The sequence below is a fragment of the Bacillus sp. EB106-08-02-XG196 genome, from assembly GCF_013396335.1.
In the GTDB taxonomy this organism is placed as follows: Bacteria; Bacillota; Bacilli; order Bacillales; family Cytobacillaceae; genus Neobacillus.
This window is the reverse complement of the sequence record NZ_JABWSY010000001.1, coordinates 623,032-647,638: the sequence shown is the minus strand read 5'-3', so window position 1 is coordinate 647,638 and position 24,607 is coordinate 623,032. Positions and strand designations below refer to the sequence as shown.

The following is a 24,607-nucleotide window of genomic DNA, read 5'->3' as shown; positions in this document are numbered from 1 at the left end:
CTTTTTTTGTTGCCTTTTTTTAGTCAATTCGAAAGGAAGGAGGGTGATTAAATGGACTTTCGTGTTTTAGATTCCCATGGTGGCACCCCTGCTAATTTAAAAGTATATGATTTTAAAAAAGCATTGCGGTTATCGATGGAGCAGGTGCGGGTGTTGACCAGAATACATGAGAATTTTGCTTATCAGCTTGCATCCTTTATTTCATCTGAGTTACGTTCATTTGTCCAAGTAGAGGTCAATGCGGTTGAACAAATGCTGTACGAGGAATTTATTAACCAGCTGCCGGACACTACGATTTTAAGTGTGTTTGAATCAGGTGAACAAGGTTTTCGAATGGCGATGGATATAAAGCCTGAAATGGCTTTTGTGATGATTGATCGGCTTTTAGGAGGCAAAGGTATGGCAGAGGATTGGGGGCGGTCTTCCTTAACTCCCATTGAAGCTAACGTATTAAAGCGTTTACTGGAGGGAGTCGTTCAAATCCTGCAGAAAGCCTGGAGTGATATTATGGTGCTCCCGCTCAAGTTTTTGAACATGGAAACAAATCCCCAGTTTTTGCAATTGGGAATCCCGACGGAGACGGTCATTGTCATCACTTTCCAACTAACAGTTGGAAAAGTGGAAGAATCCATGCATCTATGTATTCCATACATATTGTTAGAACCATTTATTCCGAAGTTATCCTCCCATAATTGGTACGGACATGGAAAATGGGTGAAAAACAAGGAAGAGAGTGAATTTTTACAAGGACGGATTGAGCATTTAATTGTTCCTGTTATTACGGAGTTAGGGCGGGCGGCGATTACGATGGAAGAAATACTTGGCTTAAACGTAAATGATGTTATTCAATTAAACCAATTGGTGGATGAGCCTCTGCAAGTAAGGGTGAATGAGGAAATAAAGTTCTTAGCCCACCCAGGAACGAAGAAGTCCAGAGTTGCCGTTAAGATTGAGCATTTAATAGAAGGAGAAGGCAAAAATGATTGAAAAGGGGAAACTCACACAAGATGAAATGGATGCACTCCTTGGAAACAGCCAACAGAGTATAATCAATGAACCGTTTCAGTTTACTGAGCTGGAGCAGGATGATTTTGGCCAATCCCTGAATGAAAAAATGAATTTGGACCTGCTATTAGATATTCCCTTAGAGATTGTTGTGGAGTTAGGGAGAACTAAAAAGAAAATTAGCGAAGTTCTTGAATTAACCAGTGGGTCGATTGTCGAATTAGACAAGATGGCTGGTGAACCCGTTGATGTTTATGTGAACAGCAAGCTGATTGCAAAAGGTGAAGTTGTTGTGATTGAAGAACACTTCGGGGTAAGAATAAAGGAAATTTGTCAATCTCCTTTATGACAATCATAAGGGTGATGAAAAATGATAGAAGAAAAAGAAACACTATTGAAGCAATACTTTGAGTTATCGAAGTCGATATTGAATGCTTTGCATCAAGGGGAAGTGGAAAAGGTCCCTGTACTGATCGAACAGAGAGAAGTTTGTATTTCTACGATTGATAGGTTGGATGCAAAAGCCGGTATGGTCCTCCTGAACGAGATTATTCAGGTACAGCTCACCGAACTTTCAGTCTATGAAAAGGAAATTCAAAACCAGCTGAAACAAACAATGAAAAAGCTATCAAATCGTGTTCGGTACATGCAAAATGAACAAAATCTTAGAAGTCAATATGAAGATCGGATATCGGTTTCAAAGGGAGTTTTTTATGATAGTAAGAGGTAAAGGGGGATCTGAAGAATGATAAATCCAAATGAAATCTACCAAAGAAATCAAATCATGATGGCAAAACCAGAAGAGCTGACACTCATGCTCTATAATGGCGGCGTAAAGTTCCTGAATCAGGCAAAGCTGGCGATTGAGAAAAAGGATCCGGCAAAGGCACATTCTTTGATTATGAAAACACAAGAAATTATTACGGAACTCATGGTGACATTAAATATGGGAATTGAAGCGTCAAATTCTCTTTTTTCTCTCTATGATTATATGAAACAAAGATTGATTGAAGCGAATATGACGAAAGACATCGAGATTCTTAAGGAAATAGAGGGAATGTTTCAGGAGTTAAAAACAACTTGGGTACAAGCGATGAAATCATTATAGGTTAGAAGATTTTTAAAAGTGGGTGAAAAAATGAATCAAATGATTGGGATAATGTCGAGAGCCTTAGATGCCTCCTCTTTACGTCAAAAGTCCATTTCAAATAATATCGCCAATGTAAATACCCCTTATTTTAAACCTTCCAAGGTATCCTTCGAAGAATTGCTGCAGCAAGAAGTAAAGGGCCAGTTTATTGGGAACCGCACCCACTCAAAGCATGTCCAAATTGGAGAAACATCTCGTCTTCCTTCTCCAAAGCTTGAACAGGAAAATATTGTTTTCCAAAACAGCGGTAATGGTGTGGATTTAGATTATGAAATGTCGAAGCTAAGTGAAAATACCATTTGGTATCAATCGTTAACATATGGATTGAATGAAGAGTTTAATTTATTAAAAACAGCGATTAGGGCGAGGTGACGAGAATAATGTCGATATTTCAATCTCTTTCGATTAGCGGATCAGCCTTAACAGCGAATCGATTAAAGTTAGATGTTGTTTCCTCTAATATTGCCAATGCGAACACAACAAGAGGACAATTTGTTAACGGAGAATGGGTCCCATATCGCCGAAAAATGGTAGAAGTGACCGCAAACCAGACTTCATCGTTTGCTAATTATTTACAGAGAGAACTCTCTGGAGTCAAAGTAAATAAAATCGTCGAAGATACAAGCCCATTTCAGGCAGTCTATGATCCATCGAACCCTGACAGCAATGAGCAAGGCTATGTCATGATGCCGAATGTAGATGTGACAAAGGAAATGGTTGATTTAATGGCTGCAACAAGAGCCTATGAAGCCAATATAACAGCGTTTAATGCAGGTAAATCGATGCTGGTAAAAGCTCTTGAGATTGGAAGATAAGGTGGGAAATAGCTGATGAACATATCGAATATTCAAGCGTTTACGAATAGTTTACCAATAGTCAACAAGCAGCAAAGTACAGCGGATTCCTCTTTTGGATCCCTGCTGAATCAGTATATCCAGGATGCAAATGGTGCGGTAAAAGACTTTGAATCGAAGTCTCTATCGCTGGCAAAAGGGGAAGCCATAAATTTACACGATGTAACCATCGCAGCCCAAAAAGCAAGTATTGCCGTTTCCCTAACAACACAAGTACGAGATAAAGCGGTTGAAGCCTATCAAGAAATGATGAGAATGCAAATCTAGTAAAATCTACAGATGAAATAGTGGAGTGAGCATGAATCAACAAATACGTGACTTTAAAGAAAAAAACATATATTTTTGGAATTCGGTCAGTAAAAAAAGAAGGTTTCTATACATTGGCATTTTTATCGCCATCATAGTGGCTTTGTCTCTCTCTATCTTTTTTCTATCAAAATCCACTTATGTCCCATTATTTACAAATGAGATGAGTCAAAAGGAAATTGGTGATATCAAAGCAGAATTGGATCAAGAGGGATATACCGATTATAAACTAGATCGTAACGGGACAACTATTCTAGTGCCACAGGAAGATGTTGATCAGTTATTAGTCTCATTGGCTTCAAAGGGGCTCCCGAAAACGGGTACCATTAGTTTTTTTGATATGACAAAGGATTTGCAGTTTGGGGCAACAGATCGTCAGTTGGATGCCATGGAAAAAGAGGCGCTTCAAGGAGAAGTCGCTGATCTGCTGCGGCATGTCGAAGGGGTGAAAAATGCGGCTGTTGTACTAACTACGCCTCAGGAAAGCTTGTTTGTCCAAGCGGATGAGAAGGAACAAGCCTCAGCCTCCGCGGTCATTGAATTGGAACCAGGTTATGAATTAGAACCAAAGGAAATTCAGGTTTTATATCATTTGGTTTCAAAAAGTGTGCCAAACCTGCCGAAGGAAAATATTGTTATGACAGACCAGGGCGGGCAAGGATTGGACCTGCCGGAACACTCAACAGGTGCATTGGATAATTTTGATCAGCAGCGGAAGATTCAGAAAGATATTGAAGCGGATATTCAAAAAGACCTGCAGCAGATGCTCGGAACGATTATGGGGCATAACAAAGTTCTCGTTCAAGCATTTGTACGTCTAAATTTTGATCAAGTGAAAACACGTGAGGATTTGGTAGAACCTTCAGCTGAAAATGAAGGCATTGCTGTCAGCGTCGAAGAGGTTTCGAAAAAATACAGTGGGAAGGATACGGCTGCCGGTGTGGATGGAACAGGTGAAACGGATATTGCTGGTTATGCAGGTACCAACCCATCACAGGAAAATACTTCTGAAGAATTAGAAAAACGTGTGAACTATGAAGTGAATCGAATTACAAATGAGATTGTACAAAGTCCCTATAAAATTGAGGATTTGACCATCAATGTTGGGGTGGAACCGCCAGATCCAGACAAACCTGCCTCCTTAACGAATGCAACAAAGGAAAATATACAACAAATTCTATCCAATGTGGTTCGAACGGCATTAAGTTCAAATCCTGCATTAACCAATCAAGATATACAATCACGAATTACTGTGTTCTCACAGGAATTTAACGGGAAAGCAGAATTGCCGATAATAGAAGAGAAATCCAGCATCATCCCAGCATGGGCTTGGTGGAAGTATGCCCTTATCGGTACTGGCGGATTGGTTATATTAATGGTTCTATTCGCTTTAGTACGCCGGAGAAAATCAAAAGAAGAAGAGGACGATCCATTTCCAATTTATCAAGAAGTTCCGGTTAAGCCTGTTGAGTTGAAGGAAGATGAAAAAGTGGCCATTAAAAAGCAAGTAGAACAAATGGCCATGCAACAGCCGGAGGAATTTGTAGGACTGCTGCGAAATTGGCTTTCAAGGGATTAGTGGTAAGGGAGCGATTAGATGGAACAGTATACAAACACACAAAAGGCAGCAATATTATTGCTTTCCGTCGGGCCGGATGTTTCAGCGGGGATCATGAAACATTTAGAAGAAAAAGAAATAGAAAGTATCACAAAGGAAATTACTGAATTGCGCAGGGTTACCTCCGATGTAAAGGAGAAGATTGTAAGGGAATTTCATCAACTGGCCGTCGACTCAAATATCGTTTCCTATGGAGGAATTGATACGGCAACAGAATTATTAAAACGCACCTTTGGTCCGGATAAAGCCGCTGGTTTTCTAAAACGGATGGGCAATCGGACCAACAACAGGCCATTTCAGTTTATCCAGCAGGTCGAGCAATCACAAATTTTTCATTTACTTCAATATGAAAATGCCCAAACCGTTGCCTTGGTTTTATCCTACTTAGATGCAGAAAAGGCAGCAGCGACGCTTTCCGTTTTTCCACCGGAAAGACAAATTGATATTGCCAAGCGAATTGCGATGATGGATACGGCGTCCCCAGAAATAATCCATCAAGTAGAACAGGTTTTACAGGAAAGGCTTACGATGACAAGTTCACAAAAACATGAATCACAAAAAGGAATTGACTCTATTGTCAGCATATTAAGCAGTGTAGATCGTGGTACAGAAAAAAATATTCTTGAAACATTGGAAAACGAGGACCCTGAATTAGCCAATGAAATTAAACAGAGAATGTTTGTGTTCGATGATATTGCTTATCTTGATAATCGATCGATTCAGCGAGTTTTAATGGATGTTCAAAATCAGGACCTATATCTGGCGCTAAGAATGACAACCCAAGGAGTGAAAGATGCCATTTTCCGAAATATTTCAAAACGACGTGAAGAGGGGCTTGAGGAACTGTTGAACTCAAATGAGCAAGTTCGAGTGAAAGATGTGGAAGATGCGCAGGGCAGAATTGTAACGGTCATTCGTAAATTAGAAGAAGACGGTGTTATCATCATTTCTCGAAATGGGGAAGAGAATCGTGTCATCTAGACTCGTAAAATCATTTAATGTCGTAGCAAAAAATGGCCAAAAGGTTGTCGGTGTTCCAATACGTGAGCATATGTTGGTGGAGGTTATTCAGCCGCAGCCATTCGTTCATCTTCAGAAAGAACAACTACTGTTGGAGATAGAGCATCAAAAGCAACGTGCAGAACAAGAATTAAACGAGTGGCGAACGAGGGAAGAGGAAAGCTTTCGTTCACAATTGGAGGAAGAAAAACGGCGGGGGTATGAAGATGGCTATCAGCTTGGGATTGAGGATGGCAATCTGCATGCAAAGGAACAGTATCAATTTCATTTGCAAAAAGCAGCAGATATATTAGAGAAAGCCTATCACGAAAAAGCTGCCATTATTCAAGAAGCTGACCCGTTTGTGATTGAATTGACGATGGAAATTGCCAAAAAGGTGATTCAACAGGAATTGAAAACTAATCCAGATGCTTTACTCCATATTATTAAACAAACGCTGTCGTCTGTTTACGAGACCGACTCTATTTCAATTGGTGTGGCACCTGAAGATTTCTCATTTGTTCAGAAGCAAAGAGAGCAATTACTCGCCATGGACAACGGACAGGTAGAGATCAAGGTTTTCCCTGATTATTCAATCCAGCAGGGGGGATGTATTATTCGAACCTCATCTGGCAGTGTGGATGCGAGAATTGATGTACAGCTAAGTGAAATCAAACAAGTTCTGCTTGCTTATCAACAGGAGGATTCCCGTGAGTAAATGGAAGATTAAATCCTACCTCGACATGCTAGAAACCATTAATCCAATTAAAATGAACGGAAAAGTAACACAGGTGATTGGATTAACCATTGAGTCCCAAGGTCCTGATGTGAAGCTGGGAGATATCTGTCATATCTTTTCCCCGCAGCAACAGAAACCAATCAAAGCAGAAGTTGTAGGATTTCGTAATCATAAAGTTTTATTGATGCCGCTAGGGGAGCTTCAATCGATTGCACCTGGCTGTGATGTAGTATCAACAGGAAAACCGTTAACCGTTAAGGTAGGAATGGATCTTTTAGGTAAAGTGTTGGATGGGCTTGGCAACCCGATGGATGGAAGCTCACTTCCAGCGGGACTCCTGGAGGCTGGAACGGATAATCTCCCTCCGAACCCCTTAACCAGACCGAGAATCACAGAACCATTGAGTGTAGGTGTTCGAACGATTGATGGGCTGTTAACCGTTGGAAAAGGACAAAGGGTAGGGGTATTTGCGGGCAGCGGTGTTGGAAAAAGTACCCTTCTAGGCATGATTGCCAGGAACACAGAAGCAGATGTCAATGTCATCGGATTAATTGGCGAACGCGGCCGGGAAGTATTGGACTTCATTGAACGGGATTTAGGTGAGGAAGGGTTGAAAAAGTCAGTTGTTGTCGCAGCCACTTCGGATCAGCCAGCACTGATTCGAATCAAGGGAGCGATGATTGCTACTGCGATTGCCGAGTTTTTTCGTGACCAAGGGATGAATGTCAATTTAATGCTGGACTCTGTCACGCGATATGCGATGGCGCAAAGGGAAATTGGTTTAGCGATTGGTGAACCTCCAGCAACGAAAGGATACACTCCCTCTGTGTTTGCTTTGCTGCCACGTTTGCTGGAGAGGGCAGGAACAAATGCAAATGGCAGTATTACTGCTTTTTATACGGTATTGGTAGATGGGGACGATATGAATGAACCGATTGCCGATAGTGTTCGCGGGATTTTGGACGGCCATATCGTCTTAGACCGGAAACTTGCTCGTAATGGAGTATATCCGGCGATTGATGTTTTATCGAGTGTAAGCCGAGTGATGAGTGAAATTGTGACTCGTGAACATTTACAAGCAGCGGAGATGCTAAAGCAGCATAAAAGTGTGTATCAAAATGCCGAGGATTTAATTCAAATTGGGGCATACAAGAGAGGGACGGACCGGGATATCGACCGGGCTGTAGATGTGAAGGAATGGATTGATCAATTTGTGAAGCAAAGGACAAATGAATCCCCATCGATAGATTCTACCATTGAACAGCTGCTAACTAAATTTGGGGAGGATGTACGACTGTGACCTTTCAATTTCCATATATTCATATTTTAAACCTTAAAGAAAAGGAAAAAGAGCAAGCTTTAATAGAGTTAGGACGGATTGGAAGAAAAAAGGAAGATATCATGAATGAACACCTGGCCTTGGAACAGAAAAAAAATCTATTTTTACAACAGGAAGGCACTGGAAAAGTGACTGCTTCCATTGCTGATATCCAACAACGTAATGAGTATCATACGTACTTAAACCAACAAATGTCTCAGTTAGAAATGCAAATCAACTTGATTGATAAAGAGATTGCAGCTAAGAAACTAGATTTATTGGACAAGCAAAAAGATGAAAAAACCTGGAATCATTTGCGTGACAAAGCGTTTGAGAAATATATTCAGAAACAGAAAAAAATCGAGCAGGATCTGATGGATGAAATGGCAGCGATTCGTCATTTTCATCAACGTCTATCCATGTAGAACCCTCTTTTGAAAGGAGCGGACAAACGTGAAGGAACAGAAGAGCGGAGCGTATGGAGCGGTACAGTCGGTACAATTTTCACCGTTACCAGAACAGGCACCGGCAGCTGCTGGAAAAAAACAAATACAGCTATTAACGGATGTGTCCCTTCAAGTCTCTTTTGAATTAGGCAGAACCAAAAAATCGGTTCGCGAAATACTTCAGCTGCAAAAGGGATCGGTGATTGGCTTAAATAAACTAGCCGGAGAATACGTGGATGTGCTGGTAAATAAACATTCAATTGCTGTTGGCGAGGTAGTGGTCATGGATGACAAATTTGCTATCCGGATTACAGACGTGATCTCCGAACAGGAAAAAGAGAGAAAAATCAAGTGAGAGGGATAGTCTTGTGAATACGTGGAAAAAATGGATTAGAATACTAACGATTAGTCTGCTGGTTTCCCTTTTACCACTATCGGTTGCTAAAGCAAAAGAGGGAACCGTGTATGAACAATTCGAAAAAGATTCACCGGCAGATCAATCGGAAACAAAAGTAAATCCCGGACCCGCTAAGGCTTCAGTAGTCCCTTATGCGTTAAAATTTATTGGCTCCTTCCTATTAATCTTATTACTTCTATTTATTGTACTAAAATACCTATCTAAGAAAACGAGGATGTACGCTGGAGGGGGTCCTTTCCATGCACTGGGGGGGCATTCACTCGGTAACAATCGATCCTTACAAATCGTGATGATAGGAGATACCTTATACCTATTAGGTGTGGGAGAAGATGTGAATCTGATTCGAACCATCCCTCCGGGTGATGAACAAAGAAGGCTGCTCGAATCAGTTGCGGAAAAACCAATTGATACGGTAACAAAATGGGGAGCTCACCTTAAAAAGACATCACAGGAAAAGTGGGATGAACTTCTCTTAAAGCAATTAAAGGAAGTGAAATCCGGCACTGACCAACAAAAAAAGGGGGAGAATGGATGAAAAAACTACTCCTTCTTACACCTTTGCTCTTATTTTTAGGACAGGATCCTGTCTTTGCTGAAATCGATACAACTTCCATTCCAGGTATTCCATTTGATCTGGGAGGCTCGGAAGATTTAGAAGGTACAGCATTATCGATAAAGTTAATCCTCCTTCTAACGATTCTATCGGTTGCACCTAGTATTCTATTATTAATGACTTCGTTTACGAGGATTGCGATTGTTCTATCGTTTGTCCGAACCGCACTCGGCACGCAGCAAATGCCGCCGACTCAAGTCATCATGGGACTTAGTATCATTTTAACCTTCTTTGTCATGGGGCCTACTTTTCAAGAGGTAAATAATCAGGCTCTTCAGCCCTTTTTAGAAGGAAGGTTAAGTCAAGAAGATGCCCTGGATAAAGCAGTTTCTCCTATGAAGGAGTTTATGGCAAAACAAACACGTGAAAGTGATTTACAGCTTTTTTTAGAATACAGAAACACGAAGAACATTCAATCGGTTGAAGATATTCCCCTAACAGCATTGGTTCCTGCCTTTGCGATTAGTGAACTTAAAACAGCTTTCCAAATGGGCTTTTTAATCTTTATCCCGTTTATTATTATCGACATGATTATCGCAAGTGTTCTAATGGCAATGGGAATGATGATGGTGCCGCCTTCGCTTATTTCACTGCCCTTTAAAATTCTCTTATTTATTTTAGTGGATGGATGGAACTTGGTCGTGCAATCTTTGTTCGTAAGCTTTAAATAAGGAGTAACTTTATGACACCAGACAGCATAATGGGGCTTGCGCAAAGCTCAATCTATTTAACTATACTCGTTTTGGCCCCTGTTTTAGGCGTTGCCTTGGCGGTTGGATTAATAATTAGTATTTTCCAAGCGATTACCCAAATCCAGGAACAGACACTGGCTTTTGCCCCAAAAATCATTGCTGTTTTTGTCAGCCTGTTGTTTTTTGGTCCCTGGATGCTCACTCATCTCGTTGATTACACAAGGAATATCCTATCAAATCTAACGCGTTTCGTAGGGTAATCAATGAGTATCCTATACCAATTGCCAATTTTCTTGTTAGTGTTTGTTCGGTTAACGTGTTTTTTTGTAACGGCACCGTTATGGATGGAGCGGCAGATTCCCGCGCCATTTAAATGGGGAACAGCTTTTTTTATCAGCCTGCTCGTGGTGGGTTTGGTGGAGCCAGAACAAGTAGTCCAAATGGATACATCCTATCTTTTCCTTGTGTTAAAAGAAGTTCTAGTTGGGCTGTGTTTGGGATTTTTTGTAAACATTTTGTTGTATGCTGTTCAACTGGCTGGAAGCTTTATTGACTTGCAAAGTGGTTTTGCAATGGCAACGATGTTTAATCCGCAAACCGGTATCCAGGAAAATCTTACTGGGAGATTCTTCTACATCGTAGCCATGCTATTTTTTTTGTCCATAGACGGTCATCATGTCTTAATAAAAGGAGTATTGGCCAGTTACGATTGGATTCCAATCGATTCCTGGCTGCCTTCAAGTGTTTCGGAAAATCTCGTTCACTTATCGCTGCTGATTGTGAAGGATATGTTTTGGATCGCAATATTAATTGCTTCACCCATTGTTGCAACGATCTTCTTAGTGGATATTGCGTTAGGGATATTAGCAAAAACAGTACCACAAATGAATCTATTTGTTGTCGGAATTCCGATTAAAATGGCTGTTCATTTTATCGTATTATTTGTATTCATTCCGGTCTTTTTTATCGTTATGGAAAAGCTGGTTCAGATTATGATTCACTCCTTTGAACAAATGCTGAAGATACTAGGGGCTTAAACGATGTACGTAACATTAGATTTACAGCTATTTGCTGAAAAAACTGAAAAGGCCACTCCACAAAAAAAGAAAGAGGCAAGGAAAAAAGGACAGGTAGCCAAAAGTGCTGATTTATCGAATTCTATTGTCTTGTTATGTTCTTTTTCTTTCTTGTCATTTTATGGAGAGCAGATGGCTGAACGTTTCATACAAATGTATCGGCTGGGATTCTCGGATTGGTTAGTGCTGGATGTAACACAGCAATCGATTGCCTTACTATTCCTTACATTATTAAAGGAAAGTGTGATCATTGCTGGTCCCATTATCTTAGCCGCCTGGTTTGGCAGCTTTGTTTCTACGTTAGCGCAGGTTGGATTTATTTTTTCCACTGAAGCCATCAAAATGGACCTTAAAAAAATCAATCCGGTTGAAGGGGCAAAACGTCTCTTTTCAGCACGAACCATCGTAGAGTTTATAAAGTCGATTTTAAAACTTGTGATCATTGTAACGGTAACAGGGATTTTTCTTTGGCAGCAAAAAACGGTGCTGCTGAAAATGCCGCAAATGGAACCGCTGAGGATGGTCTCATTTCTCGGCTCCCTTACGGTAAAGCTGGGTATGGTTATTTCTGCTGTATACCTTGTCGTTGCGATAGCAGATCTCTTTTATCAACGATTTGATCATGCCAAGAATTTGCGTATGTCCAAACAAGATATTAAAGATGAACATAAAAAGTCCGAGGGTGACCCGTTAATTAAACATAAAATCAAGGAAAAACAACGTCAAATCTCAAGTGCACGGATGATGCAGGAAATTCCAAAAGCACAGGTAGTGGTCACCAATCCAACGCATTTTGCTGTTGCGATTGCTTATGAGGCGGGGAAAACTAAGGTGCCAATTGTGGTGGCAAAAGGTGCGGATTATTTAGCTCTTAAAATGAGAGAAGTGGCGAAGGAGCATCGGGTGGTCATTATGGAGAACAAACCATTAGCCAGAACATTATATGCGAGTGTTGAAATTGGCGAAGAAATTCCAGAAGAGCTATTTAAAGCAGTAGCGGAAGTGCTGGCGTTCGTTTATAAAGTAAAAGGGACTTTAAACAAGTAGAGGAGATGGTGTTGTGAGTATAAAAAATCTTGGAGTATTACTCGCGGTCATCATGATCGTTGCGATGATGGTCATCCCTTTACCGACATTCATGTTAGATATCTTACTAATCATTAATCTATCCATCTCGATTATGATTCTATTAATTACCATGAACACAAAAGAACCGCTAGAATTCTCCATCTTTCCAGCCCTTCTTTTGCTGACAACTCTCTTTCGTCTTGCTTTGAATGTATCAAGCACCAGGACGATTCTTTCAACAGCTAAAGCGGGAGCTGTTATTGAAACCTTTGGCGACTTTGTCATTGGCGGAAATATGGTGGTTGGCTTTATTGTTTTTTTAATATTGGTCATTATTCAGTTCATCGTAATTACAAAAGGATCGGAACGGGTAGCGGAGGTTGCAGCCCGCTTTACGTTAGATGCAATGCCCGGAAAACAAATGAGTATTGATGCTGATTTAAATACGGGGATGATCAATGATCAGGAAGCACGTCTAAGAAGAAGCAAGGTCGAACGAGAAGCGGATTTTTACGGTTCGATGGATGGTGCAAGTAAATTTGTAAAAGGCGATGCAATCGCAGGTATTATTATTCTGATTATTAATATCATAGGTGGATTTATCATTGGAATGACCATGCATGGGATGGATTTTTCCCAAGCTATCAATACATTTACACTATTATCGGTTGGGGATGGTCTTGTGAGTCAGATCCCCGCTCTATTAATTTCTACGGCAACAGGGATTATGGTAACGAGAGCAGCTTCTGAAGGGAATCTTGGTGATGATTTAACGAAGCAAATGTCTTCTTACCCGAGCCTGTTGTATATTGTAGCCGGATGTATTGCCTTGCTTGGAATCGTAACACCGATTGGGATATTCCTTACATGGGGGATTGCCGGTTTGCTCGCATTTGCTGCTTATAACATTCAAAATAAACGCACGAAACAAGAGGAGGCGATAGAGAGTACACAATCGGAACAAGAGTTAGACGAAGTACGCAAGCCGGAAAATGTATTTTCCTTACTGAGAGAGGATCCGATTGAATTTGAATTTGGTATTGGTTTGATTATGCTCGCTGACGTCAACCAAGGCGGCGATTTATTGGACCGGGTTGTTGCGATTCGCCGGCAAATTGCGTTGGATTTGGGATTAGTCGTTCCAGTCATTCGCATTCGTGATAATATCCAGCTCCATCATAATGAATACGTGATAAAAATAAAAGGAAATGAAGTAGCCAAGGGTGAGATTTTATTGGATCATTTCTTGATGCTCAATCCAAATGATGAGGAACATGGGATTGATGGCATTGAAACGGTGGAGCCAACATTTGGTCTTCCTGCTTTATGGATAACGGAAGACAAGAAAGATGAGGCAGAGCTATTTGGCTATACCGTCATCGATCCTTCTTCGATTGTCAGCACTCATCTTTCAGAAACGATTCGCAAATTTTCACATGAGATTTTAGGAAGAGAAGAAACAACGCAATTAATTAATCATGTGAAGGAAAGCCAGCCATCATTAGTAGAGGAGCTAATTCCGAGTATTCTTACTGTGGGTGATGTTCAGAAGGTGCTGCAAAAGCTGTTGAAGGAGAATGTTTCGATCAGAAGTCTTACCTCGATATTTGAAGCACTTGCCGATTATTCGGTCTATACGAAAAATCCCGATATCCTAACGGAATATGTGAGGCAGGCCTTGGCCCGTCAATTAACATCTCAATATGTACGGAACGGTGTGGTTCACGCGATTCAGGTCGGAGCAGGAATCGAAAAGAAACTAGCAGAGTCGATTTCTAGGACAGAGCAGGGTGATATCCTGACGATTGACCCAGAATCGAGCAATCAGATGATTCATTCCTTTTCGCAAAAAATTGAGCAAATGTCACAACTAGGAATCAGGCCGATTATCTTAACATCCGCAGGGATTCGGATGTATGTCCGACAAATAATGGAACGTACATTAGCTGATATTCCAATCCTTTCCTATAATGAGCTGGAACCGAACGTCGAAGTGCAGAGTGTTGGAGTGGTAAATCTATGATCATCAAAACTTACGTCGTCAACAAGGTAACAGAAGCATACCCGCTGATTGTTCAGGATTTAGGGACAGAAGCGTTCATCCTAAACACAAAGCCGATTAAAACAGGGGGATTTTTCGGGCTATTTCGGAAAAGGCTGGTAGAGGTAGTGGCTGCTGCCGATCATTATACAGAAAATCCTACTCACATGGAATTGGCTGTAAAAGTCGAAAAACCAGAGAATGATACCCAGAACAAATTACTGAAGGAACTGTCCGAGGTAAAAGGATTAATTAGTGCAATCGTAATGGATGAGAAGAAAACGATACCAACAGCTGTGGAAAAGTGGGTACAGCGCCTTCGGGAGCAAGAAGTGGACAAAGAGGTTATCGAGTATATCATTAAAAAAATGAAAATGAGACATGAGATCATTCAAAACCTTTCAACTCATGAAATAGAGCAACTCTTCTTGACCATTATCGTGCAGCTATTTGAAGAAGGAAAAGCAAAAGATACTGATTCTACCCCGTTTCTCATTACCCTAGTTGGCCCAACTGGTGTGGGGAAAACAACTACCATTGCCAAGTTAGCAGCAGCCCGCGTTTTTCAGCAAAGGCAGAAGGTGGGATTACTGACGACGGATACGTACCGGATTGCGGCTGTGGAGCAATTAAAAACGTACGCGGGGATTTTGAATATCCCGGTGGAAGTGGTTTCCAATCCAGATGAGCTGCGAAAGTCTATGGAGGCATTGAAGGGCTGCCAGATGGTTTTCATGGACAGTGCCGGCCGAAATTATTTAGAGGATGAATATATTGAAGAAATCAATCAATATTTACGTTTTGATGCCCCACAGGAAAATTATTTAGTTCTCAGTATGACTACCCGTTGGAGGGATATGCGGAAAATTGTCGATCAAATGAAATCAGTCCCGATCGACAAGCTTATTTTAACAAAGTGGGATGAAACGAGCTGCTACGGGGTAGCTCTTAATATGGTCTATCACTATCCGTATCCTTTATCCTATGTGAGCTTAGGACAGGGTGTTCCTCAGGATATTATGAAGGCAGACCCTCATTTTATGGCAAAAAAGATTCTAGGAGTAGATGAGAATGAAGCAGGATCAAGCACACCAATTAAGACAATTATCTAACTCACTAGTTAGTCATGATCGGACCTCCCGTGTTGTCACGATTGCCTCGGGCAAGGGCGGGGTTGGGAAATCAAACTTCACCTTAAGCTTTGCACTTAGTTTAATGGAGTTAGGAAAGAAGGTAGTCGTAATCGATCTCGATATTGGCATGGCAAACTTAGACATTCTTATGGGGATGACCCCAAAGCATCATCTGTGGGATATGATTCGTGAGCGGAAGACCATTTGGAGTGTACTCGAAAAAGGACCGAGCGGGTTGGAATATCTTGCGGGCGGCTCTGGATTTAAGCAGCTCCTTCAATTACAGGATGAGGATAGGCAGTATTTTTTTCAGGAATTAGAAAAGCTTCATGGCTATGCTGATATTATCCTGATTGATACGGGTGCAGGTCTGACCGATGAATCCCAACAATGTCATCTTTCGGCTGATGAAATTATCCTTCTTACCACACCTGAACCGACCTCGATAGCAGATGCGTATTCTGTTGTGAAAATATTGCATAGTCAAAATCCTGGACTATCGTTCCAATTGGTCGTAAACCGGGTATCACGCCAAAAAGAAGGAATAGAAGTTGCGAGTAAATTTAAGTTAGCTGTTCAATCCTTTTTAAACAAAGAAATAAAAATCTTTGGAGCGATTCCAGACGATGCTGCCGTTATGCAAGCGGTTTTGAAGCAAGTCCCTTTTTATCTCGCGTTTCCACGATCAACGGCGTCATCAACCCTAAGAAATTTAGCTGAAAGATTTGTGGCGGGCACGGTAGTGTTACAAGAAAACAAAGGGATTAAAGGGTTCATTCGGAATTTTTCAAGATTGCTAAGGTCATAATGTTTATTCAATGTACTTAAAAAAGTAGAGGCCATGGGAAGGGGAATATATAGTGAATTGGAATGCGGAAGAGGCAATGGATCAATATATTCCATTGGTTCATAAGGTTGTTAGACATATGAAAAGGAGCCTATCTGATGCGGCGGATGAAAATGATCTAATATCTTTTGGAATGACAGGATTGTGGGATGCCGGAAAAAAGTTTGACCCTTCTCAAGGAATCAAATTTGAAACCTATGCTGCTCAGCGGATCCGTGGCGAAATTCTCGATGGAATACGACAAAATGACCATGTATCTCGAACATTACGAAAAAAAGAGAAAACATATCGATATGCTTTGGAGACATTAGAGCAGTCCTATATGCGTCGACCTACTCCGGAAGAAGTAAGTGAACATATGGGGATAAGCATGAAAGAGTATGAACAAGCACAGTTGCAGCTTTCCTTTATTCATCAAGACTCATTAGATGAACCGAAAAACCTAGAAGAAAATGCTGCGGTTCAACAAATTGAAGACAACAAATCGATTAAGCAGGAGGAATGGCTGGAGGCAAAAGAACGAAAAAGAATCCTAGCTGAGCTGATTGATACCCTGCCTGAAAGAGAAAAGCTCATTTTGGCCATGGTGTACTTCGAAAATTTAACCTTTACAGACGTAAGTAAAGTGTTTGGGTTGCATAAATCCCGTATCTCCCAGCTTCATAATCAGGCCATCAAACGATTACGTAAAGCACTCGAGATCCAGGGTGTAGAATGGTAAATTCCTATGTTCAAGACGAATCGTTCCCCTCGGTTCGTCTCTTTTTTATAAAAAGGGATTATGAATGGAACTGTTGAAATTATATATCATTGAAAATTCTACAGGTTAGGAGAATACCATTTTATGAAAATTCCAATTGAATTCCAGAATAAAATTATCAATGCCTTTGGCTCGGATGGAAAGGCTTGGGTACAGACGTTAGAGTCCACCGTCCAAACCTATTTAGAACAGTGGGATCTTACGAGTGAGGGTCCAGTTACGAACCTTTCTTATAATTATGTAATAAAGGTAAGAGATTCAAAGGGAACACCTTATATCTTGAAGCTGGGTGTACCGAACTTTGATACTCATAATGAAATGGTGACGCTTCAAGCCTACAATGGGGAGGGCTGTGCCAAACTTATGAAGTCTGACCCGAAAAATGGCGTCATGCTGCTGGAGCGGCTTGTGCCAGGAACCATGCTTTCAGAAGAAACCGATGAAATGATTGTTTTGGAAAATTACATAAAGGTTTGGAAGGCTATTCGCAGACCTATTCCTGATGGAACCTTGACGCCATCCCTAACACACTGGTTTGAGGGACTTAAACGGTATCGGGAAACAGGGGATGTGCAGATCTCAATGGAACATGTTCAGTTAGCAGAAGAGTTTTTTCAACAGGTGATGGAATCATCGGAGGGACCCGAACTCCTTCATGGTGACTTGCACCACGAGAATATTCTGTATTCCGAGCAGAAGGGCTGGATGGCGATTGACCCAAAAGGCGTTGCAGGGGACACTTATTTTGATGTTGTTTCCTTTTTAATCAATCAACTAGATTCAAAGGCTCAGCCAAAAAACATCCTGAAGCTCCGAGTGGATACCATCAGTGAACAAATGGGACTGGACCTTCCGCGACTGCTTAAAGCTTCGATTGCCTTAGGGACACTTTATGCATGCTGGGGGATAGAAGATCAAGATCCGGACTGGACGAAAACATACCAATGCGTAAAATGGTTTATCGATTTTCTAGAGTAATGAACCCAAACCTATTTAAATAGAATGAAAGGAGGTAGACTTTTTAAAAAAGATATCGTGATTGGTGGGAATGGAATGAAGGAAATAACCATTGACCCTTATATACACGTGCGTATGGTGAAAAATTTTGAATACGATCCCAATGGTAAAAAAATCAGTTTTATTTCTGATTTAACAGGGGTCCCCCAGGTATGGGAGCTTGACCGAGAGGACAGGTGGCCCGCGCAAACCTCTTTTTCTATGAAAGGAATCACCTTTATTAAATATATTGCCGGAACCTCGAATTTAGTTTATGGGATGGATGCAGATGGCGATGAAAAGGAGCAATTGTACTTATTAAAGGAGGATGACGAAAAAGTCGCACTGACAAACTCCCCGGAACATCTTCATTTGTTCGGTGACAGCTCTCCTGACGGAAAATGGATTGCCTGGTCGAGCAACCGCCGGAATCAAGCTTTTTTAGATATTTATATACAAAACTTGGAGACATTAGAAATTCGCCGTGTCTTTGCCGGAGATGGAACGTATTCGGTGGAAAAATGGTTTCCTGATGGAAAGTCTTTATTAGTAAAAAAAACAAACACGCCCCTTGATCATGATTTAGGGGTATTTTCACTTTTAACGGGAAAAATGGACTGGATCACCGAGCATAAGGGTGAAGCAGGCTATAAAGATTTCCATTTTAATAAAGATGCAGATCATCTCTATCTATTAACCAATCAAAACAGAGAGTTCTTCGGGCTGGCAATGATTCAGATAGCCAATAAACAATTTACTTGGCTCGAGCGGGGCGAGTGGGACATTGAAGACTTAGTCATGAACAAGGATAAGAACAAATTAGCATTTTCGATGAATGAAGGGGGAATATCCAGGGGCTTTCTAGTAGACCTGGAGAGAACAAATTTGTATAACTGGGAAACTCCTATGGGCGTGATGTACAATCTTAGATTTTCACCAGATAATCAAAAGCTCGGATTCGTGTTAAATGGACCTGCACATCCCCCTGATATATGGGAGGTTGACCTAAAGACCATCCAAGCGAAGCGGCTTACCTACATCTCGCGTTCACCAGTTCTTGAGGAAAAATTAATAGAACCTGAGCCGATAACATTTCCATCCTTTGATCAGCTGCAAATACCTGCTTTTTACTATAAGCCTGCTAACAAAGAGAGGAAGGCCCCTGTGGTTGTCTATATTCATGGAGGTCCGGAAAGTCAAAGCCGCGCCGTATACAGCCCCTTTTTGCAATATTTTTTAAACCAGGGATATGCGGTAGTTGCCCCTAATATCCGTGGCAGTACAGGTTATGGAAAAACCTACACTCATCTAGATGATAGGCGAAAGCGTATGGACGCGGTGAAGGATGTTATTTTTTTAATGGATTGGCTCAGAAAAGCAGGGGATATTGATGCAGATAAGGCCGCTATTGTGGGTGGAAGCTATGGTGGATTTGTCGTACTGGCTGCCATCAGTCACTTTCCGAACCTTTGGGCAGCCGCCATTGATATCGTCGGAATGTCTAGTATCCGAACGTTTTTAAAAACAACAAGTCCTTGGCGGAAAAAGCTAAGAGAGAAAGAATATGGGACCATTGAAAGTGATGGCGATTTTTTTGACCAAATCGACCCGTTGAATCATGCGGATAATATTAAAGCACCGCTAATGGTCATTCATGGCGTGAATGACCCGCGAGTCCCCATCCAAGAGTCAGATCAGATTGTGAAGAAACTAAAGGAGCGAAATCATCCTGTCCAGTATAGCAGGATCGAAGAGGAGGGACATACGATGATGAAGCTGAAGAATAAAATAACTTCGTATACGGAGATGGCGGAGTTTCTAGAAAAGTATTTAGGAAAGCAGCCAGGGTGATGCCTGGCTATTTTTTCATAGGATAATAGTAGGGTTTTTGATGAAATTACTAAACAGAACAAATGTTTTGGTGTAGGATAGGGATAACAACATAATAGAGGTGGAATTAACATTGAATGGTACCGCGCATACAGCAATCGGAGCTGCAACAGGATTTATCGCTGCCAACACCTTTCATTCCTCTCCCACTGAGACAATGATTCTCGTTGGACTAGGAGCAGTATCGGGTTTAATGCCTGATTTAGATATTGATGGAAAGCTACGCGGCAAAATTACCTTATCCCATAAGGTGATTCGGTTGACGGCATTATTAATTGGAGTCTTGATGGTTTTTTATAGTTTTTATGAGGGAAAAGCAGTTGATAAATGGTTTGGTATCGGGAGCGGATTGGTGATTATGATTGTCTCGTCACTCATCAAACAAAAGCATATGTTAACCATTACAGGAATAGGTGTCCTATTCGGGGGAATATCGTTGTCTGAAGTATGGTTAATTCTGCTAGGGGTGTATGTCATCATTGCTTCTATTTCCTCGCATCGCAGCTATACACATTCCATCTTAGGTGTTATTTTCTTTGGAATCATCGCTTCAAAACTAGAGGTATCACTTGGAATCAATGGTGTTTTCTATGCCTGTCTTGGGGGATACATCAGTCATTTACTGGCCGATCTAAAAATATTACCGTTTAATAAGCGTGGAATTAAGCTGTTCTTACCTGTTTCAAAGATAGAATTATAGTTTAAAACAGGTCACATCGAAGTGGATTTGACCTGTTTTTTATGAATTATCTGTAGCCTATGGATTGCAGGAATTGATCGTGAATTTCATTACCTAAGACAGTATAAATGCGCGGAACCCGCTTCCCAATCAAACAGACAACCTCATAGTTAATCGTCCCCATGAGAAGTGCGATTTCATCAATCGATTGAAACGCGTTGTCATTTCCTCCAAAAATAATCACTTCATCTCCTTGCTGACAGGAGGGTACGTTGGTAACATCGATCATCGTTTGGTCCATACATACACGTCCCGCCACTGAAACCTTTTGTCCCTGTAAGAGAAATTGCCCGCAGTTGGAAAGGTGTCTTGAGAGTCCATCTGCATATCCGATTGGAAGGGTGGCAATGACCCTTTCACTTGAAGGAATAAAGGTGCATCCATAGCTAACGGGCTGCGACTTGGCTGCTTTTTTAAGTCCAGCAATTTTCGTTTTAAGCGTCATGGCTTGTAGAAGTGAGATGGGATGTTTCTTTAAAGATATGTCCGGATACAGACCGTATAATCCAATTCCGACACGGACCATATCCAGGTGCATTTCAGGAAAATTCATTGTCCCAGCGGTATTACAACAATGCTTTAACGGGATAGAAATTCCGTTGTCATTTATAAAAGAAATAAAGGAACGAAATCGTTCGAATTGCTGTAATGTATAGGATGGATCCTCACTATCAGCGTTAGCGAAGTGAGTGAAAATGCCTTTTAGCGTCACAAATGGTGACATTAACGCTTTTATTGCTAAATCCAGTGATTCTTCCCGGGTCTGTACACCTATTCTTGTCATTCCCGTATCGATTTTTAAATGGATGGATACCGTTTTTTGAAAAACCTCAGACTGAAAAATAATTTCGTCTAGTACGTCCTCACTAAAAACGGTTAAATCAACCCCGGCAATTATCGCCTGCCGAATGGAGCGGATGGGAGTATATCCTAGAACAAGAATGGGCTCGGTTATTCCAGCCTCGCGTAGTTCAATTGCTTCATCCAAGATGGCCACTGCTAGATAATCTGCACCAGCTTCTACTGCTGTTCTTGCAGCCGGAACTGCTCCATGACCGTAACCATCTGCTTTTACCACCGCCATCAAGTTCACGGACTCTCCAATATATTTTTTAAATTGATTGATATTATGCTTGATGGCGCCTAAGGATACTTCAGCCCATGTATCTCGATAACTCTGTAGATTCACCATTCTCCCTCCCTGAATTCCTATGAAAAAACCCTCAAGATAAACTTGAGGGTACCAAGATGGTTAGTTCAATACGATTTCTTTTTCCAATGCTTTTTCCACTGGTACATATTCATAGTTAAGGTCTTTTGCTACCGCTTCGTAGGTAATGTCGCCGTTTGCTACGTTCACTCCAAGCTTTAATGCTGGATTTTCAGAGATCGCCTTCACAACACCCTTGTTCGCGATTTGTAATGCATATGGAACAGTCGCATTTGTAAGAGCCATAGTAGATGTTCTTGGAACCGCTCCAGGCATGTTGGCAACGGAATAGTGAACCACACCATGTTTTTCAAATGTTGGGTTGTCGTGAGTGGTTACGTGGTCAATGGTTTCAACGCTTCCGCCTTGGTCAATTGCAACGTCAACGATAACAGAACCAGGCTTCATCGTTTTAACCATTTCTTCTGTTACTAGCTTAGGAGCTTTTGCCCCTGGGATTAATACTGCACCGATGACTAAGTCAGCTTCTTTCACTGCTTCAGCAATGTTGAATGGATTTGAAATTAATGTTTTAATTTGGTTTCCGAAAACGTCATCTAAGTAACGAAGACGATCTGCGCTTAAGTCAATAATGGTTACATCTGCTCCTAAACCAATTGCCATTTTTGCAGCATTTGTTCCGACAATACCGCCGCCAATAATGGTAACCTTACCACGGCTTACCCCTGGAACACCTGCTAGCAGGATCCCTTTACCGCCATTGAATTTCTGTAAAAATTGTGCTCCAATTTGTGCAGACATACGGCCAGCTACTTCACTCATTGGTGTAAGAAGCGGAAGCGTACGGTTAACAGATACAGTTTCGTAAGCAATCGCAATCACACCGCTATCTTTTAATGCTTGTGCTAATGCAGGTTCTGCTGCTAAATGGAGGTACGTAAATAATACTAAACCTGGGCGGAAATATTTGTATTCACTTTCAAGTGGTTCTTTCACTTTCATAATCATTTCTGACTGATTCCAAACATCAGCTGCTAATTCAATCAATTCAGCACCAGCTTGAGCGTAATCTGCATCCACGAAACCGCTTCCAATTCCAGCCCCTTTTTCAACTAATACTTTATGTCCAGCTTGTACAAATGAAACCACCCCTGCTGGAGTAAGTGCCACACGGTTTTCATTGTTTTTAATTTCTTTCACTACGCCAATAATCATTATCGTTATCCCCCTTAGAAGTCTTTAGTGATTTTTTCTGACTTTAGAATAATCCTTTCAAAACATTTTTTCTTTGTTTAGAAAGCAGAAATAATAAGATTCTATTTGTGGATTTACACAAAGCGTTCACAAATTCCTTGATATAAAAGCAAAAGATGATAATTCTTACATAGCATAGAATAAAATTTAGTTTTGTTGAAATTTTCAAAAAGCAGGTGCCTGTCACCTATGGTGAACACCTTTTGGTGTCACCTTGGTGACAGGCACCTGCTTTTCCTATTTGAACTTTTCGATTTTTAGGTCTAAGTAGAGGGTTATTTTTTGGTTTGGATCTTTTAAGTTAATTTCACCAATTTCTGATATACGTTTGAGCCGATAGTTTAGTGTGTTTGTGTGTACATTTAATTGATTTGAGGCTTCATGGACATTGCTGTCTTTGTTTAAGAAGACTTCCAATGTTTCAACGAGGTCGGTGTTGTTTTTTTTATCATATTCTTGAAGCCTTCTCAGAGAATAGTTTTCGTTCTGGTCTGTACCGGCCTTTTCAATCAATACATCAATATACTTATAGATTCCTAAGCTTTGGTAGCCATGGATATTTGTTGCTTCACTAGGAAATTTTCTCTTTACTGATAGTACAGTTCGAGCTTCTTTGTGCGCTTTTTCCACTTTTCCTAAATCGCGATAGACACTGCTATAGCCCTGGACGATTGACTCAATTCCAAATCGTTCCTTCATTTTGGCAACAAACAGCTCACAAAATGCATTTAGTTTATTCACTGGCTGATCAATTTCAGCTAGAGAAATAAACAAGATTAATTGTTGATGGTCAATCGTGTGCAATAAAATTTTTGGCAGTTGAATGGTTTTTAATAAGTAGGCTATATGCTTTTCATCTTCTCTTTCTAATTCCTTAGAAAATTGAAAGACGGCAACCGAAAATAATGAGGGAGGTGAAATTTGCAACGCATGAAACTTATTAGTAATTTCTTCATTGGTAGAAAGATGACTCGTTAACAGCTGCCAAAAAAATTCTTGAAATTGCTCTTCTTTTTTATTTTTTCGGTTCTGCAGTTGAATCAGTTTATTCTTAGTTGCGTCCGCCGCTCGCTTTAAACAGACCATTTCTTCTTCGCCTAAAGTTTTTTCAATCTCTAATGCCCAAATGAAGCCGAGGACTTCATCGTTCTTCCAAATGGATACTGCAACTCTATTTCCTAGTCCAATTTCATCCACAGTCTTAACCCTTACAGGCTCACGGCTGTTTAACAAGGAAGGAATGACCCCTTCCTTCCATAAGGAATTAATCACTCTTTCCGGGACACGGCGGCCGATAATCGTGGCAATCCGTGCCGGGTCGGTTCGATCATCATGGGTACTGTAGGCAAGGAGACGATGGTTTGCATCTTCTATCGTTATCGGACAATGTAAAACATCACTTACCATATCAGCAAATTCTTCTAAACTATCAAAGCTTGCTCGAAACGGATCATTTGTCATCTATTACACCTCT

The 24,607-nt window shown here is 40.9% G+C and carries 27 protein-coding genes and 1 pseudogene; 25 read left to right on the top strand and 3 right to left on the bottom strand.

Annotated features, from left to right (window positions below; translation table 11 throughout):
- The first annotated feature begins 51 nt into the window (after positions 1–51).
- The 25 genes and pseudogenes from fliM to MLOOGBEN_RS02895 all read left to right on the top strand — a co-directional run bounded on the left by fliM (position 52) and on the right by MLOOGBEN_RS02895 (position 20,669).
- On the top strand, positions 52–987 hold the full coding sequence (gene fliM, locus MLOOGBEN_RS03015) for a flagellar motor switch protein FliM (protein WP_179156765.1): 936 nt from the start codon (positions 52–54) through the stop codon (positions 985–987).
- Between the two features lie 121 nt (positions 988–1,108).
- A pseudogene (gene fliN / locus MLOOGBEN_RS03010) lies at positions 1,109–1,354 on the top strand (flagellar motor switch protein FliN); the annotation flags it as partial.
- Positions 1,355–1,375: 21 nt separating this feature from the next.
- Entirely contained in the window at positions 1,376–1,735 is a 360-nt protein-coding gene (locus tag MLOOGBEN_RS03005; RefSeq protein WP_179156763.1) for a hypothetical protein, read from the top strand.
- 15 nt (positions 1,736–1,750) lie between these two features.
- Positions 1,751–2,113: a flagellar export chaperone FliS gene (gene fliS, locus MLOOGBEN_RS03000; protein WP_179156762.1), complete on the top strand. Its 363-nt coding sequence runs from the start codon at positions 1,751–1,753 to the stop codon at positions 2,111–2,113.
- Positions 2,114–2,143: 30 nt separating this feature from the next.
- Complete coding sequence (gene flgB, locus MLOOGBEN_RS02995) at positions 2,144–2,527, top strand: flagellar basal body rod protein FlgB (protein WP_179156761.1); 384 nt, start codon at positions 2,144–2,146, stop codon at positions 2,525–2,527.
- An 8-nt stretch (positions 2,528–2,535) separates the two neighbouring features.
- A complete protein-coding gene (flgC, locus tag MLOOGBEN_RS02990; RefSeq protein ID WP_179156760.1) occupies positions 2,536–2,970 on the top strand; it encodes a flagellar basal body rod protein FlgC in 435 nt (144 codons plus the stop codon).
- Between the two features lie 15 nt (positions 2,971–2,985).
- Complete coding sequence (fliE, locus tag MLOOGBEN_RS02985; protein WP_179156759.1) at positions 2,986–3,276, top strand: flagellar hook-basal body complex protein FliE; 291 nt, start codon at positions 2,986–2,988, stop codon at positions 3,274–3,276.
- A gap of 31 nt (positions 3,277–3,307) precedes the next feature.
- Positions 3,308–4,894 (top strand): flagellar basal-body MS-ring/collar protein FliF, encoded by a 1,587-nt coding sequence (gene fliF / locus MLOOGBEN_RS02980; RefSeq protein WP_179156758.1) that lies wholly within the window; start codon positions 3,308–3,310, stop codon positions 4,892–4,894.
- 18 nt (positions 4,895–4,912) lie between these two features.
- The gene (gene fliG, locus MLOOGBEN_RS02975; protein ID WP_179156757.1) at positions 4,913–5,914 is read left to right on the top strand and encodes a flagellar motor switch protein FliG; all 1,002 of its coding nucleotides are present in this window, start codon (positions 4,913–4,915) and stop codon (positions 5,912–5,914) included.
- Positions 5,904–6,650 carry a FliH/SctL family protein gene (locus tag MLOOGBEN_RS02970; protein WP_179156756.1) on the top strand — a complete coding sequence of 249 codons (747 nt, stop codon included), beginning with the start codon at positions 5,904–5,906 and terminating at the stop codon, positions 6,648–6,650. The genes fliG and MLOOGBEN_RS02970 overlap by 11 nt, the downstream gene beginning before the upstream one ends.
- Positions 6,651–6,675: 25 nt before the next feature.
- Positions 6,676–7,971 (top strand): flagellar protein export ATPase FliI, encoded by a 1,296-nt coding sequence (fliI, locus tag MLOOGBEN_RS02965; RefSeq protein WP_218781021.1) that lies wholly within the window; start codon positions 6,676–6,678, stop codon positions 7,969–7,971.
- Complete coding sequence (gene fliJ / locus MLOOGBEN_RS02960; RefSeq protein ID WP_179156754.1) at positions 7,968–8,414, top strand: flagellar export protein FliJ; 447 nt, start codon at positions 7,968–7,970, stop codon at positions 8,412–8,414. Before fliI ends, fliJ begins: the two co-directional genes overlap by 4 nt.
- A gap of 28 nt (positions 8,415–8,442) precedes the next feature.
- On the top strand, positions 8,443–8,790 hold the full coding sequence (gene fliN / locus MLOOGBEN_RS02955; RefSeq protein WP_179156753.1) for a flagellar motor switch protein FliN: 348 nt from the start codon (positions 8,443–8,445) through the stop codon (positions 8,788–8,790).
- A gap of 13 nt (positions 8,791–8,803) precedes the next feature.
- On the top strand, positions 8,804–9,388 hold the full coding sequence (locus tag MLOOGBEN_RS29670) for a flagellar biosynthetic protein FliO (protein WP_179156752.1): 585 nt from the start codon (positions 8,804–8,806) through the stop codon (positions 9,386–9,388).
- Positions 9,385–10,137, top strand: a complete 753-nt coding sequence (gene fliP / locus MLOOGBEN_RS02945; protein WP_179156751.1) for a flagellar type III secretion system pore protein FliP — start codon at positions 9,385–9,387, stop codon at positions 10,135–10,137. Before MLOOGBEN_RS29670 ends, fliP begins: the two co-directional genes overlap by 4 nt.
- Before the next feature lie 11 nt (positions 10,138–10,148).
- The gene (gene fliQ / locus MLOOGBEN_RS02940; protein ID WP_179156750.1) at positions 10,149–10,418 is read left to right on the top strand and encodes a flagellar biosynthesis protein FliQ; all 270 of its coding nucleotides are present in this window, start codon (positions 10,149–10,151) and stop codon (positions 10,416–10,418) included.
- A gap of 3 nt (positions 10,419–10,421) precedes the next feature.
- On the top strand, positions 10,422–11,195 hold the full coding sequence (fliR, locus tag MLOOGBEN_RS02935) for a flagellar biosynthetic protein FliR (protein WP_179156749.1): 774 nt from the start codon (positions 10,422–10,424) through the stop codon (positions 11,193–11,195).
- Between the two features lie 3 nt (positions 11,196–11,198).
- Positions 11,199–12,281: a flagellar biosynthesis protein FlhB gene (gene flhB / locus MLOOGBEN_RS02930; protein ID WP_179156748.1), complete on the top strand. Its 1,083-nt coding sequence runs from the start codon at positions 11,199–11,201 to the stop codon at positions 12,279–12,281.
- A gap of 13 nt (positions 12,282–12,294) precedes the next feature.
- Positions 12,295–14,325 carry a flagellar biosynthesis protein FlhA gene (gene flhA, locus MLOOGBEN_RS02925; protein ID WP_179156747.1) on the top strand — a complete coding sequence of 677 codons (2,031 nt, stop codon included), beginning with the start codon at positions 12,295–12,297 and terminating at the stop codon, positions 14,323–14,325.
- Positions 14,322–15,455, top strand: coding sequence for a flagellar biosynthesis GTPase FlhF (flhF, locus tag MLOOGBEN_RS02920; protein ID WP_179156746.1), 1,134 nt, complete (start codon positions 14,322–14,324; stop codon positions 15,453–15,455). The genes flhA and flhF overlap by 4 nt, the downstream gene beginning before the upstream one ends.
- The gene (locus MLOOGBEN_RS02915) at positions 15,415–16,284 is read left to right on the top strand and encodes a MinD/ParA family protein (RefSeq protein ID WP_179156745.1); all 870 of its coding nucleotides are present in this window, start codon (positions 15,415–15,417) and stop codon (positions 16,282–16,284) included. The genes flhF and MLOOGBEN_RS02915 overlap by 41 nt, the downstream gene beginning before the upstream one ends.
- A gap of 52 nt (positions 16,285–16,336) precedes the next feature.
- Positions 16,337–17,044, top strand: coding sequence for a sigma-70 family RNA polymerase sigma factor (locus MLOOGBEN_RS02910; RefSeq protein ID WP_179156744.1), 708 nt, complete (start codon positions 16,337–16,339; stop codon positions 17,042–17,044).
- Positions 17,045–17,167: 123 nt separating this feature from the next.
- Positions 17,168–18,061, top strand: coding sequence for an aminoglycoside phosphotransferase family protein (locus MLOOGBEN_RS02905; RefSeq protein ID WP_179156743.1), 894 nt, complete (start codon positions 17,168–17,170; stop codon positions 18,059–18,061).
- Positions 18,062–18,085: 24 nt separating this feature from the next.
- Positions 18,086–19,930: a S9 family peptidase gene (locus MLOOGBEN_RS02900; RefSeq protein WP_256988813.1), complete on the top strand. Its 1,845-nt coding sequence runs from the start codon at positions 18,086–18,088 to the stop codon at positions 19,928–19,930.
- Positions 19,931–20,042: 112 nt separating this feature from the next.
- The gene (locus tag MLOOGBEN_RS02895) at positions 20,043–20,669 is read left to right on the top strand and encodes a metal-dependent hydrolase (protein WP_179156741.1); all 627 of its coding nucleotides are present in this window, start codon (positions 20,043–20,045) and stop codon (positions 20,667–20,669) included.
- Between the two features lie 46 nt (positions 20,670–20,715).
- On the opposite strand, the gene alr is transcribed toward MLOOGBEN_RS02895, so the two are convergent.
- The 3 genes from alr to MLOOGBEN_RS02880 all read right to left on the bottom strand — a co-directional run bounded on the left by alr (position 20,716) and on the right by MLOOGBEN_RS02880 (position 24,594).
- On the bottom strand, positions 20,716–21,897 hold the full coding sequence (gene alr / locus MLOOGBEN_RS02890; protein WP_483296370.1) for an alanine racemase: 1,182 nt from the start codon (positions 21,895–21,897) through the stop codon (positions 20,716–20,718).
- A 63-nt stretch (positions 21,898–21,960) separates the two neighbouring features.
- Complete coding sequence (gene ald / locus MLOOGBEN_RS02885; protein ID WP_179156739.1) at positions 21,961–23,094, bottom strand: alanine dehydrogenase; 1,134 nt, start codon at positions 23,092–23,094, stop codon at positions 21,961–21,963.
- Positions 23,095–23,370: 276 nt separating this feature from the next.
- Positions 23,371–24,594: a PucR family transcriptional regulator gene (locus MLOOGBEN_RS02880; RefSeq protein WP_179156738.1), complete on the bottom strand. Its 1,224-nt coding sequence runs from the start codon at positions 24,592–24,594 to the stop codon at positions 23,371–23,373.
- Positions 24,595–24,607 lie beyond the last annotated feature (13 nt).

Bases quoted from the DNA above. Each gene is read 5' to 3' on its own strand.
- MLOOGBEN_RS02915 (WP_179156745.1), top strand. From the start codon at position 15,415: ATGAAGCAGGATCAAGCACACCAATTAAGACAATTATCTAACTCACTA.
- MLOOGBEN_RS02880 (WP_179156738.1), bottom strand. From the start codon at position 24,594: ATGACAAATGATCCGTTTCGAGCAAGCTTTGATAGTTTAGAAGAATTT.
- fliE (WP_179156759.1), top strand. From the start codon at position 2,986: ATGAACATATCGAATATTCAAGCGTTTACGAATAGTTTACCAATAGTC.
- fliI (WP_218781021.1), top strand. From the start codon at position 6,676: ATGCTAGAAACCATTAATCCAATTAAAATGAACGGAAAAGTAACACAG.
- flgC (WP_179156760.1), top strand. From the start codon at position 2,536: ATGTCGATATTTCAATCTCTTTCGATTAGCGGATCAGCCTTAACAGCG.
- fliQ (WP_179156750.1), top strand. From the start codon at position 10,149: ATGACACCAGACAGCATAATGGGGCTTGCGCAAAGCTCAATCTATTTA.
- fliG (WP_179156757.1), top strand. From the start codon at position 4,913: ATGGAACAGTATACAAACACACAAAAGGCAGCAATATTATTGCTTTCC.
- MLOOGBEN_RS02905 (WP_179156743.1), top strand. From the start codon at position 17,168: ATGAAAATTCCAATTGAATTCCAGAATAAAATTATCAATGCCTTTGGC.
- ald (WP_179156739.1), bottom strand. From the start codon at position 23,094: ATGATTATTGGCGTAGTGAAAGAAATTAAAAACAATGAAAACCGTGTG.
- fliR (WP_179156749.1), top strand. From the start codon at position 10,422: ATGAGTATCCTATACCAATTGCCAATTTTCTTGTTAGTGTTTGTTCGG.
- MLOOGBEN_RS03005 (WP_179156763.1), top strand. From the start codon at position 1,376: ATGATAGAAGAAAAAGAAACACTATTGAAGCAATACTTTGAGTTATCG.
- flgB (WP_179156761.1), top strand. From the start codon at position 2,144: ATGAATCAAATGATTGGGATAATGTCGAGAGCCTTAGATGCCTCCTCT.
- fliP (WP_179156751.1), top strand. From the start codon at position 9,385: ATGAAAAAACTACTCCTTCTTACACCTTTGCTCTTATTTTTAGGACAG.
- fliS (WP_179156762.1), top strand. From the start codon at position 1,751: ATGATAAATCCAAATGAAATCTACCAAAGAAATCAAATCATGATGGCA.
- flhF (WP_179156746.1), top strand. From the start codon at position 14,322: ATGATCATCAAAACTTACGTCGTCAACAAGGTAACAGAAGCATACCCG.
- fliM (WP_179156765.1), top strand. From the start codon at position 52: ATGGACTTTCGTGTTTTAGATTCCCATGGTGGCACCCCTGCTAATTTA.
- MLOOGBEN_RS02900 (WP_256988813.1), top strand. From the start codon at position 18,086: ATGAAAGGAGGTAGACTTTTTAAAAAAGATATCGTGATTGGTGGGAAT.
- fliF (WP_179156758.1), top strand. From the start codon at position 3,308: ATGAATCAACAAATACGTGACTTTAAAGAAAAAAACATATATTTTTGG.
- flhB (WP_179156748.1), top strand. From the start codon at position 11,199: ATGTACGTAACATTAGATTTACAGCTATTTGCTGAAAAAACTGAAAAG.